Raw genomic sequence first — 11,772 nt, forward strand, 5'->3', positions numbered from 1 at the left:
TCCCCTACTTGTTATTATCTTCTATGCTTTCCTTAACTTTGTTTTTAGAATCTTCGTTTGGTACCATCATATATAGTCTAGAATCTGGCATTAGAGCTGATGGTAGGTCCATAGTACCCGCTCCTTCTAGAGCTTGGCTCTTTATCTTCCATGATGTGCCTTCGTCTAGTTGTCTATTAACTAATTCTATCATTTTATCATAAGGCATATTTGTGTTGACTGATTTGAGTGCTACACCTGCTATGTCTCCGAAGTTTAGGAGCATTTGAGGGCTGAGCATCTTTCTAATAATTGCCTCTATAATCCTAGTGTGGTTTTTGCCCCTATCGAAGTCTCCCGCAGCTTGGTGGTATCTGTCCCTAGCAAATACAAGGGCAGCAGTACCGTCTAGGTGATTTGTTCCTTGGACAAAATTGTAGCCACTTGCTGAAAATGCCCTTGGGTTTTCTACTTCTATACCACCTAAGAGGTCTATTAAATCTTTTAGAGTGGTGAAGTTGACCTTGGCATAGTAGTCGATGTCCTCCCCAAAGAGGCCCTCTAGAGTTGCTATTGACTTGTCTACTCCATATAGGCCGGCGTGAGTTAGCTTGTCCTTGCCTATGCCTGGGATATCTACGTATGAATCCCTTGGTATGGTTGTGATTAGGACCTTGCCTGCTGTTGGGTTGACACTTATTATAAGGTTGACATCTGACCTAGACACTGTGGATAAGGATCCGTAGGTGTCTATACCTGATATATAAACATTGAAGGAATCATCTTTTGCGACTTCTTCCTTTTCCTTTTCCTCGCTCTTGCCTTCTACTAGGACTGAGTCTAGTATTCTGGTCTGGTCTGCGAAGTCTTCGATATTTTCTTCTATGATTTGCCTAAAGCCTTCATTAAGAAGGATTACTTCCTCTTTGCCACTTAATAGGCTCTTGGCTAGGGTTATATAGTCTACGTATTTGACCTTGGATAAATTTCCCTTATATTTGTCATTATATTCGCTTATTATCTTATCTATGGTTTCTTCATTGTCTGCCTCAGATGTAGCAAGGCTAGCATCTTTGATATCCTCTAGGCTCTTATATGGTGAATCTTTCCTTACTATATAGGACATCTGTGTTTTTGTGATGTTCTTATTTTTGTTTATTTCATCGATTGTCCTAATGGATGTATTGGCATAGGACATGGCAACTCCCTGGCCTAAAACAATAAAAACAAGGGCTATCAAATAAAGCACGTTAAAAGCGCCTTTGATTTTACCCTTGGTGTATAAAAGAATATAGATAAGCATAAGCAAAATAGAGCTTCCTATTACTAGTAGCCTGTATTTCATTGGTAGTATATTGTATTTATTGATAAAATAAGCGAAGGCTATGTTCATCAATAATGAAATTATTATTATAATTTTTGGAAGATGTTTTTTAATGCTTTCCATTTCTTACTCCTGAATTGTTATATCTATATTATCTTTTATTATAAGGATTTTGCAAGATAATAAAATGCTTAACAAAATACTATGTGAATTGATTAAATTCATGTTAAGACATATGGATATATATTAAATTATAATATAAAATTGTGATTATGTAAACATAATCAAGGAGATGTTTATGTAATTTTCAAACAAAGTCAAGAAAGCTAAAATTGGTTATGTTTTCCTTGGGAAAAGGAAGGTTTTGGGATAGGGTAAGGTGGTTTTCTGCGAAAACTTTTTGTAGATATAAGGTAATGACGATATTCACCTAATACCGATGTAGGTACAGAACCCTAAATACACATAACCATGGCCCTCAAAGAGCCGGGCAGGCTTGCACTCTCACATTCGTTCGAGAAGGGAGGATGGTAACGGCCAATTTTTACTTTTTCCTATGCTGTCACTTCTGCCTCACCTTGTCCCGACCGAGCTTGATCTCCTCCCTAGTTTCGCCCAAGTCATGCAAATTAATAAATAAGGTAAAAAAACTTACAATTTCTTGTTTATTTAATAAAATGTTTAATTTTCATTAGGTTTATATTTATTTTTTATATATGAGGCAATATTGTCTGGGTCATGAAAAAGTGTCATATTATTTATGTTTAATAAATCAAGTTCAATTAAAATCTGATTTTTATTTTCTATTTTAAATTTATAATCATATTTTATTTCTTCTTGGGTAGGTGTCCATTCTTCTTTATTTAGAAAATAAGGATAAGGATAGATCACATTCTGATATATAAATTTGCCAGATTGAAGATTCATTCTATCAAAATTTAATTCAGGACTATATAGCATTTCTGGAAATTTTGGCATTGAGATATAGTATGCATTAAATTTTTTTGTACTAATCAAAAATATAAATGTTGATAAAAATGACAATGTTATGAGCACAGTATGATTACTGAAAAGGTCATCATTAGTTTTATACCCTAATAAATTACCAATAACTCTTATTATATCAAGTCCAGATTCTATATTATCAATCCCTGAATTTTTATAGAATTTTTCAAAAAAGTTATCAAAATAATATTGCATACCATATTGGTCTTTTACTGACTTTAACCATGCTACTGCCTCTTCTTGAGACTTTAAATAATTTTTATCTGGATCTTCTTTTATATTACCTTTTACAAAGTCTAAATAGATAGAAATATTTTCTGAGTAATAATGCATAAAATCATCAAAGTTTTCAATATAATATTTGTGAATAATATGAAAAAGTATCTCTTGAATGTTATCGTTGTTTATTAAAGCCTCGTATATACTTTTAAGCTCATATTCTTTTAGCTCATTGGGAAAATTAATAAATCTATTACTCTTAAACACATATACGTAGCCCGAATCCTCAGAATTATTTTGACATGCAAAATACAAAGCTACTAAAGGATTGCTTGTAATGTCAATCAAATTTGTTGGCAACCCATGATGTTGAGCGTATGCTAAAAAATTTTCTCTATCAAATTCACTTAATTGTGAACTTACTTCATATCGATAAGATTCGATAAATTCCTTAAAAGTGGTTTGTGAATGGTCTATAGTGCCCTTTCTAAAATAAGATGATGTAATAGAATCATATTTTTTTGATTCTCCTCTAAAATAAGCATTTGAAATATTTTTACATTTTAATTCATCTAAATATTTTAAAACGCTATCTATAACTATATCTGTCATAATATATCCTTTCTGTTATCTTAACTTATACTTAGTTCCCCTATTCTTACCTTCTCTTACTACTACAGACTTTTCTATTAGTGAATTTAACAAGTCTATGAGTTTATTTTTCTTAAAACCTGTGATTTCTCCTAGTTGAGAGCTTGAGAGTTTTTTATTTATTAAAGCTTCTATAACCTTGTTTTCATCTATGCTTAGGTCTAGGCTTTTTTCTATTACAGGTAGGAAGACTTCTATTGAGTTTTGGTATACTTTAAATTCTGGTTTTACTACTTCATCTTCATATGCCTTTTTTATTCTTCTGATACCTGTACCAAAGGCTTCTATTATATCCAGTCTAAAGAATATATTTGCTATGATTGGGTTTCTCATTAGGGATAAATTGCCATTTATATATTCTTCTTCTGATATGCCTTGGGTGAGGGAGCCTGGTGATATTATCCTGATTCCTTCTTCTGTTAGGGATATCTGGATGAAGGAATGGATCATCCAATCTCTATGAACTAGGGCATTGGCTATTGCTTCTCTGAAAGCTGGCTCTGGTATTAGTTCTATCTTTCTCCTATACATACCATCTATTTTTTCGATATTATAGTATTCCTTGTATTTATCTAGGGCTAGGTCAAAGGCCTTTAAGATTGACATATCCTTGTAGGTGAATCTGCTTAATATAGTATTTATATCATCACCAAATCTTACAATATCTATCATATTTCTTGAGTTTCTATCAGAAAAGATATCTCCTGCATTTGTTAATTCGTTATTTTTGTCGATTAGCTCTAAAGTTTTTAATATATCATTATTTAATTTATCTATGCCTAATTGTTCCTGCAATTTACCTTCTAAGTATGAGAATTTATAATCCTTGTATGTGGATGGAACCTGATCATAGGATATATTTTTCCCCTCAAGTATCAATCTTTTAAGTTCTTGGTTGTCAACTTCGACTGTAGCTGAATCATTTCTTTTATATGACTTGGATTTGTAGAAATAAGGCTTATCATCACCACTTTCCACATTTAATATTACCAGATAATTTTGATCTATCTCTATTTCATAAGATACTTGAGGATTTATTGAGTCATTTATTTTATTTTCAAGGTCTATAGCAAATTTTGTAGGGTTTTCTATCCCAATTATATTGGCCTCATCATCTAGACCAAAGATAATTTTGCCTCCGTCATAATTGGCAAAAGCCACTACTGTTTTAAGGAACGAGTTTGTCATGGTTTGTTTGAATTCTAAGTTGTAAGTTTCCCTCATAATCTCTCCTTTTGCGTTTATTATATTTTAAATATTTTCAAACGCAAGAATCTTGCGTTTGGTTTTTGAGTCGATTATGAGTAATGAATTAAATCTATCTTATTTTGATTATGGTTTTGAAGATGAATTTGTTCTTTGACTTGAGTAAATTGTGACTTACTATCAGTTCTAATGGGCATGTCTCCTGGAGCCGACGAGCTTGATCTCTCTGAGCCGACGAGCTTGTCTTTGGTCGATGAAAGGGAATAGTGAGTTTTCTTCGAAAACTTTTTGTAGATATAAGGTAATGATGATATTCACCTAATACCGATGTAATTACATATCCCGATATGAACAGATCGATGAGTTCTCTCACGTTCGTTCGAGAAGGGAGGATGGTGACGACATAGTTTTACTTTTCTCTGTTCTATCACTTTCTCCTTCCCTTGTCCCAATATCTTTACTCCCCTTATCCCGACCGTAGCAGAGGGATCTATTACACAAGCTTAAATTAATAGAAACACTTTTAACAGCATGTTACTTATACGAAGAGTGTATATAGTTTTTCTTTGATTTTAATTAATAATGACGACTTAACAGTTCTAATAGACATGTCTCCTGGAGCCGACGGGCTGGCCTTCGCTCGAAGAAAGGGAATTGTAAGATGCACCTACTGCCGATGCAGATACAAAACCTTCTATTAAAAGAACCATGAGTTCTCTCACATATGTTCGAGAAAGGGTGTAGTCAATTCGGATAAGAGTGGCATCAATTAGCCTACGGACTTTCCATTGAGGTTGATGAATGGGAAGGTGATGTTTTCTGCGAAAACTTTTGTTTTTATAAGGTAATGGTTATATTTACCTAATGCCAATGTAGATTAACAACCCTATATATACATAGCTATGAGTTCTCTCGTTACACTCGAGAAGGGTTATCGTCACGACCGAGTTTTACTTTTTTTCTGTGCTATCACTTTCTCATCCCCTTGTTTCGACCGAGCTTTCGAGTGGAGAAATCTTATTCTTTACGTTTCAAACGCAAGAATCTTGCGTTTGATTTTGTCCTTTTTCGTTTGTTCTCAAACTTAAAAGCCCCCTTATTTTTTATTTCAGAGGGCTTTATCTTTTTATTGGTCTTTTATCTTTACTGCTACCATTCTTGCTTTGGCTCTTATTTCTCCTTTTGCTTCTAGGGTCATTTCTATTATTGCTTTTCTTTCTCCTAGTTCTGCTAGGCTTGACCTGATTATGATTTCTTCATCCATTGGGGTTGGTTTTTTGAAGTCTACTTCTAGTCTGGCTGTGATGTATCTTTGGATTACTGTGTCTTTATTTAGTTCTAGGCCCTGGGCGTGGTGGTTGAAGTAGGCTGCGCTAGCTGTGCCGTGACAGTCAAATAGCATTGCTATCATACCGCCGAAAAGGTTGAATGGGACTCCTCCTGTGTACATCTTATCTGGTTTTACCTTGCATATTACTTCTTTTCCATCATCTGTTGGGTAGGATTTGAGATGGAGGCCTTCTTTATTTTGAACGCCGCATCCCCAACAGTGTTGGTATTTTTCGCCGTAGGTCTCTTGGATTGCTACTTTTTCTGTCATTTCATTTCCTTTCCATACTCTCAATATTATTTTTATATGTCTATTATATTTGATTTTATACCCATAAATATGAACTTTATAAACAATACTACAACGCAAAAAATCGCTCATTATTGAGCGATTCAGATATTTTTATATTAAAGTTTTGTTAAAATTTATGAGCCTTTATTTGAATTACCATTATAAAAAAAAAACGATAGTTACAGCTACCGTCTTTTTTGATTCTCATGAAGAATCGCACTCTACATTTTCCTTGAATTAATCAAGGGCTTTTTTGATGACCTAAGAGGTGGCTTCTCTTACAATTATTATATCATTATTTAGGTATTTTACAAGCTAGAATTGTTTTTAACTATTTATTTAATGGTTCTTATTTGAATTTATTTCTTCTTACCCTTTTCAAGGATTTTCATTAAGTTTTCCTTGCCATTTTTGAGGTTTTCTTTGAAGATTTGTTGGATATTTTCTTTGCCTTCTTTGGTTGTGATGTCTTCTAATTTCATCTCTCCCTTAAATACTTGCTCCATGATTGCTATATAGGCTGTGCCTAGGGCTGCTGTGATTACTCCTGCTGTGCCTGCTGATATGGCTCCTCCTGCTATGGATCCTGCTCCTGGGACTAGTTTTATGATATTGGCTACAACTGTCCTTCCCAAAAGTGTCGCTCCCCCTGATCCTAGGGTGGATGAAACTAGGGCTGCGATGACTGATTTATTGATATCGAAGCCGAAGATGACTGTAATTGATGCTATCATCGCTATTTGGGTTGGGATTAGTAAAGTGGCATCTGCAAAGGGAATTGGGGCTGCACCTTGGCCTGTGGCAGCTAGGGCTGCTGCAGCTACAGCCTTAACTGCTCTTGACTTTTTTGCTTCTAAATTTGCTATCTGTACATGCTGGAGGGTGTCTTGAAGCTCTTCTGGCAGAGCGTGTCCCATAATATTTATTAGCCTATCTAGGCCGAAAGACTTGACTGTACCTACATCTTCTATCTCAAAGTCCTTGGCAAGAACTGGAACAACTTGGATTATATCCAGGTTTTCATCCTCGATTATAGAACGAAGTTTCTCAGCATTTTTCTTTGAAATTGACTGGGTTAGGACAATTATGATTGGCACTTGGGTCGTCCTATTCTCGTGGGTAAGCTCTCTTATCCACTCGATTTCTTCTGGCTCTACCCTATTAGAGCTGGTGTTTATGCAATACCAAATGCAATGAATGGCCTCATTGATGTCATTTTTGCTAAGGCCATTATTAATAGTAGATATTATCTCAGCTTTGACCTCTTCCTGGACATCTTTTCCAAGCTCAAAGCCCTTGGTATCGTAGATATTTAGCGGGACCCCATACTTGCTTATCTTTCTCATGTGACTTGTAACAGGCTTACCCAGGCCTTCTTCGGCTAGGTTATCTTTAAATACAGCATTGATAAGGGTAGACTTACCAACACCAGTCTTTCCAGCCACTATTATATTTAGCTTATTTAGGTTATTTATTTTTTCTTTTATTAGGTCAATTGCCTCCTGGGCAATGTTTATAGCATCTAAGGCCATGGGTCCTCCTTTATAATTTTAAATTCATACCGCTTATTTGGGTATAATTATTTTGAAAGCGAAAATAAGAAAATGAATTACTTATATAGATACTATACTCCAAGAAATTTTGATAATATAATTATGACTTCTGAAGGAAATATTCTTACTGGTCTTTATTTTGAGAATGCCTTTCCTTTTGATGAGGATGATTTTCTAAAAAATAAGCCCGAAAATTTTAAGGAGGCCACTAGCTTCCTAGACTTATATTTTAAAAGAATAAACCCAGGTTTTGTCCCTAAATTTCTCCTTCCAGAAATGAGTGATTTTAGGAAAAGTGTAATAGAAATCCTCCTTACCATCCCCTATGGTAAGGTCATGACCTACAAGGAAATTGCAAGACTTATTGCCAAGAAAAGAGAAATAAAAAATATGTCTAGTCAAGCTGTAGGTGGGGCTGTTGGAGCCAATCCTATTTCTATAATCATCCCCTGCCATAGGGTAATTGGGAGCAACATGAGCCTAACAGGTTATGCAGGAGGGATAGATAATAAGTACGAGCTACTGAAGCTAGAAGGCCATGATATGGCTAAATTTAAAATGCCAAAGAAAGGAAAATAATTATGAAAAGATGCTCTTGGGTAAATCCTAATAACCCTGCCTATGTGATCTACCACGATGAGGAGTGGGGAAAGGCTAATTTTGATGAAGACTATCTATTTGAGATGCTTATTTTAGAAGCCTTTCAGGCAGGTCTTTCTTGGGAGATTGTCCTAAATAAAAGAGAGGCCTTCCGCAAGGCTTATGATGGATTTGATTTAGAAAAAATACTAATCTATGATGCAACAAAGATAGATGAGCTTTTAAATAATCCTGATATAATCAGAAATAAGCTAAAGATAAGGGCTAGTATTAGTAATGCCAAGGTTTTCAAACAAATTGAAGAAGAATTTGGGTCTTTTTATGCTTACTTAAAAGGCTTTGTGGGAGATGAGATTATCTATGAAAATGACAAGACCACATCAGAAATCTCTGATAAGCTATCAAAGGATCTTAAAAAACGTGGCATGAAATTTGTAGGATCTACGACAATATATTCCTTCCTCCAGGCGGTAGGCTTTATAAATTCTCATGATGATGACTGTTTCCTAAAGAAAACTCCCTAACTTAGATTTTATTCTAAGCTGGGGAGTTTTTTTAGTCCATATTCTTAAGTTTAGTAAAGACTTTAAACTCTTCAGGATCCTTCGCCTTAAATAGTGGATTTATCTTCCATTCTCTTTTTATACTTGTTGGAAGGGTCGGTTTGCCTAAAGCTAGGCTTTCTTTTGCCTTTTTTATTTCTTCATCCATGAAGTCTTCTTTAATTATATTTTTGGATGATGTTAGATGTTTTATTGTATATTCGTGGGCTGGGTAGACTAGGGTTTCTTCTGGAAGAGACCTTATTTTATCGATTGTCTTAAAAGATAAGTCGAATCTTCCTGTAAAGACTCTTCCGCAACCTGATGAAAATAGGGCATCTCCGCAAAATAGTCTGCCATCTACAAGGTAAGAAATGTGGTCATAGGTATGGCCAGCTGTCTTTATTACTTTGAAATCATAGCCTAAAAGGCTAAAAGTATCTCCTTCTTTTAGGGTCTTATCATTTAGATTTTCTGTTTCTATAGGTCCAAATACTCTAGCAAAAGGATATTTTGCCTTTAACTTTTCTACCCCGCCTATATGGTCTAGGTGCTTGTGGGTAAGTAAGATTGCCACAAGATTTTTACCATCTAAATATTCAAGGGCAGGCTTGGAATCGCCTGGATCTTCTAATATTATGTCCTTGTCTTCTTCTATGGTCCAAATGTAATTGTCTTCAAATGCTTTTATATAAGAAACTTTCATATAAACTCCTTAGAATACCTTATACCCAATCTTTTCACCTTTTATCCATTGGTATATATTCTTTCTTGTCATTTAAAGACTTGTAGGCAGGCCTAATAATCTTTTCATCTTCGATTTGCTCGAGTCTGTGGGCACACCAACCTACTGTCCTTGCTATAGCAAAGATTGGTAAATACAAGTCTTTTGGAATATTTAGCATATCATAGACAAAACCTGAATATAGGTCAACATTGGCACATGGAAGATAGGCCATGTTTTTCCTATCCTTGATAAGCCTTGCTCCAATATTTTCAACCCTTTCTATAAAAAGGAAGTCTTTCATTCTGCCCTTTATCTCTGCTATCTCTCTAGCCTTCTCTTTTAAGAGAAGCTCCCTAGGGTCTGATAGGGTATAAACTGCATGGCCTAGGCCATAGACTAAGCCCTTCTTATCAAAGGACTTTTTATCTAGGATATCTTCTAGGTAGGCTTTAATCTCTGACTCATCTTCAGTGTCCTTAATATTTTCCCTAATATTATCAAGCATCCTGCTTACCTTTATATTGGCTCCTCCGTGTCTAGGGCCCTTGAGAGAGGCAAGGCCAGCTACAATTGATGAATAGGTATCTGTGCCTGATGAGGAGACTACGTGGGTTGCAAAGGCTGAATTATTTCCTCCTCCATGCTCTGCATGGATTATAAGCAAGAGGTCTAGGATTTCTGCTTCCTTCTTGCTATAAGCTTGGTCAGGTCTTAGCATGGAGAGAATATTTTCTGCAATTGACTTATCTGGGCTTGGGTTGTGGATTATGAGCGACTCTCTGCCAAATTTATGTAGTTTTGCCTGGTAGGAATATATGGCAAGGAGAGGAATCTTGGCGATGAGCGATAGGGATTGGCCTAGGACATTTTCTATAGATGTATTGTCTGGGTCCTTGTCATAGGTATAAAGGGCTAGCATTGAACCCATCATCTTGTTCATTATGTCTGTACCTGGGAGGTTAAGAATAGTATTTTCAAAAAATCCCCTTGGTAGGGTCATATTTGATGCTAGAATTTCCCTAAAGCTATCAAGCTCTTCTTTTTGGGCTAGGCTATTAAAAATCAAAAGATAGATTACTTCCTCAAAGCCAAGCCTGTGGGTATCTTCAACATCTTTTACAAGCTTTGTTAGAGGATAGCCCCTGTAGTAAAGCTCGCCATGGGCGGGGATTTTCTTGCCATCTTCTATCTTATAGCCGCAAACATCCCCCACCTTGGTTATGCCAACCAGGACTCCTGTCCCATTTTTATTCCTAAGGCCCCTTTTTATATCAAATTTGTCATAGAGACTCTTGTCTATATTATTTAGTTCTTTGATAGGGCCTGCGTATTTATTAATTTCCATTCTAGACCCCTAAATTTTTGATTATCGCTTGAGTGATTTCTTTTGTAGTAGCAGAACCACCCAAGTCTCTTGTGTAATTTGCCTTATCTGATAGGGTCTTATAGATTGCAGATCTCAGCTTAGCTGCCTTGGCATTTTCTCCTATATCATCTAGCATTAGGCAGAGAGTTAAGAGCATGGCAATAGGATTGGCAAGGTTTTGGCCAGCTATATCTGGGGCTGAGCCGTGGATTGATTCATAGATTGCAATATCCTTACCCTTATTTACTCCAGGCATGAGGCCAAGACCGCCTACAAGGCCTGCTCCAAGGTCTGATAGGATATCGCCGTAGAGGTTTTCTGTGACAATAATATCAAATCTTTCTGGGTGCATGACCATCTGCATGGCAGTGTTATCGACTAGGATTTCTTCCATTTCTATATCTGGATAGGCTTTGGCTACTTCTCTTGCAACATCTAGAAAGAGTCCGTCAGTTAGTTTCATTATATTAGCCTTGGTTACGACACTCACTTTTTTCCTATTTTGAGCTTGGGCATAGTCAAAGGCAGCCCTTATAATTCTTTCTGACTTATCTCTTGTGATTATCTTTATGGAGTGGGCTTCATTGTCTGAAATTTGCTCTTCAACTCCTGCGTAGAGGTCTTCTGTATTTTCTCTGAAGATTACCATGTCTACACCATCAAATTTTAACTCTAATGGACCTGGGGCCTTGATTGGTCTGATATTAGCGTAGAGGTCAAATTTCTTCCTTAATTCTACATTTATAGACCTAAAACCATGGCCAATTGGTGTTGTGATTGGGCCTTTGATGGCGATTTTATTTTTATTTATGGATTCAAAGAGAGCTTCTGGTATATAGGTGCCTTCCTTTTCAAAGACGGAAAGGCCTGCATTTATCTCTTCAAATTCTAGGTCAAGGTCTAGGGCTCCTACTACTTCCTTCATAGCTTGGCTTATTTCGGGGCCTATACCATCACCCTTTATTAGTGTTACTTTCAT

General features: G+C 35.9%; 10 protein-coding genes. 2 read left to right on the plus strand and 8 right to left on the minus strand.

Going from position 1 to position 11,772, the window contains the following annotated elements; all coding sequences use genetic code 11:
- Positions 1-4: 4 nt before the first annotated feature.
- From RRB46_RS03935 to RRB46_RS03955, 5 genes are all read right to left on the minus strand, one after another.
- Positions 5-1,426: an LCP family protein gene (locus tag RRB46_RS03935; RefSeq protein WP_311537573.1), complete on the minus strand. Its 1,422-nt coding sequence runs from the start codon at positions 1,424-1,426 to the stop codon at positions 5-7.
- A 558-nt stretch (positions 1,427-1,984) separates the two neighbouring features.
- The gene (locus RRB46_RS03940; RefSeq protein ID WP_311537574.1) at positions 1,985-3,139 is read right to left on the minus strand and encodes an FRG domain-containing protein; all 1,155 of its coding nucleotides are present in this window, start codon (positions 3,137-3,139) and stop codon (positions 1,985-1,987) included.
- Positions 3,140-3,154: 15 nt separating this feature from the next.
- Complete coding sequence (locus RRB46_RS03945) at positions 3,155-4,402, minus strand: RNA-binding domain-containing protein (RefSeq protein WP_311537575.1); 1,248 nt, start codon at positions 4,400-4,402, stop codon at positions 3,155-3,157.
- A 1,108-nt stretch (positions 4,403-5,510) separates the two neighbouring features.
- Positions 5,511-5,984, minus strand: coding sequence for a hotdog domain-containing protein (locus tag RRB46_RS03950; protein ID WP_311537576.1), 474 nt, complete (start codon positions 5,982-5,984; stop codon positions 5,511-5,513).
- A gap of 380 nt (positions 5,985-6,364) precedes the next feature.
- Positions 6,365-7,537: a GTPase gene (locus RRB46_RS03955; protein ID WP_311537577.1), complete on the minus strand. Its 1,173-nt coding sequence runs from the start codon at positions 7,535-7,537 to the stop codon at positions 6,365-6,367.
- 72 nt (positions 7,538-7,609) lie between these two features.
- Between RRB46_RS03955 and RRB46_RS03960 the strand changes: the two genes are divergently transcribed.
- Together RRB46_RS03960 and RRB46_RS03965 are read left to right on the plus strand one after the other, a co-directional pair.
- Entirely contained in the window at positions 7,610-8,137 is a 528-nt protein-coding gene (locus RRB46_RS03960; RefSeq protein ID WP_311537578.1) for an MGMT family protein, read from the plus strand.
- 2 nt (positions 8,138-8,139) lie between these two features.
- Positions 8,140-8,682 carry a DNA-3-methyladenine glycosylase I gene (locus tag RRB46_RS03965; RefSeq protein ID WP_311537579.1) on the plus strand — a complete coding sequence of 181 codons (543 nt, stop codon included), beginning with the start codon at positions 8,140-8,142 and terminating at the stop codon, positions 8,680-8,682.
- Positions 8,683-8,713: 31 nt separating this feature from the next.
- Here the strand turns inward: RRB46_RS03965 and gloB are convergent, their stop codons facing one another.
- From gloB to RRB46_RS03980, 3 genes are read right to left on the minus strand one after another with little or no spacing between them, the layout of a single operon-like run.
- Positions 8,714-9,406, minus strand: a complete 693-nt coding sequence (gene gloB / locus RRB46_RS03970; protein ID WP_311537580.1) for a hydroxyacylglutathione hydrolase — start codon at positions 9,404-9,406, stop codon at positions 8,714-8,716.
- Positions 9,407-9,440: 34 nt separating this feature from the next.
- Positions 9,441-10,772, minus strand: a complete 1,332-nt coding sequence (locus tag RRB46_RS03975) for a citrate synthase (protein WP_311537581.1) — start codon at positions 10,770-10,772, stop codon at positions 9,441-9,443.
- A 1-nt stretch (position 10,773) separates the two neighbouring features.
- Positions 10,774-11,772 (minus strand): isocitrate/isopropylmalate dehydrogenase family protein, encoded by a 999-nt coding sequence (locus RRB46_RS03980; protein WP_311537582.1) that lies wholly within the window; start codon positions 11,770-11,772, stop codon positions 10,774-10,776.

Origin of the sequence: uncultured Anaerococcus sp., from assembly GCF_963512375.1 — a bacterium.
Classification (GTDB): domain Bacteria; phylum Bacillota; class Clostridia; order Tissierellales; family Peptoniphilaceae; genus Anaerococcus.

Excerpts from the sequence above, each read along its gene's own strand:
- RRB46_RS03960 (WP_311537578.1), top strand. The coding sequence starts at position 7,610 with ATGAATTACTTATATAGATACTATACTCCAAGAAATTTTGATAATATA.
- RRB46_RS03950 (WP_311537576.1), bottom strand. The coding sequence starts at position 5,984 with ATGACAGAAAAAGTAGCAATCCAAGAGACCTACGGCGAAAAATACCAA.
- gloB (WP_311537580.1), bottom strand. The coding sequence starts at position 9,406 with ATGAAAGTTTCTTATATAAAAGCATTTGAAGACAATTACATTTGGACC.
- RRB46_RS03940 (WP_311537574.1), bottom strand. The coding sequence starts at position 3,139 with ATGACAGATATAGTTATAGATAGCGTTTTAAAATATTTAGATGAATTA.
- RRB46_RS03965 (WP_311537579.1), top strand. The coding sequence starts at position 8,140 with ATGAAAAGATGCTCTTGGGTAAATCCTAATAACCCTGCCTATGTGATC.
- RRB46_RS03945 (WP_311537575.1), bottom strand. The coding sequence starts at position 4,402 with ATGAGGGAAACTTACAACTTAGAATTCAAACAAACCATGACAAACTCG.
- RRB46_RS03935 (WP_311537573.1), bottom strand. The coding sequence starts at position 1,426 with ATGGAAAGCATTAAAAAACATCTTCCAAAAATTATAATAATAATTTCA.
- RRB46_RS03975 (WP_311537581.1), bottom strand. The coding sequence starts at position 10,772 with ATGGAAATTAATAAATACGCAGGCCCTATCAAAGAACTAAATAATATA.
- RRB46_RS03980 (WP_311537582.1), bottom strand. The coding sequence starts at position 11,772 with ATGAAAGTAACACTAATAAAGGGTGATGGTATAGGCCCCGAAATAAGC.
- RRB46_RS03955 (WP_311537577.1), bottom strand. The coding sequence starts at position 7,537 with ATGGCCTTAGATGCTATAAACATTGCCCAGGAGGCAATTGACCTAATA.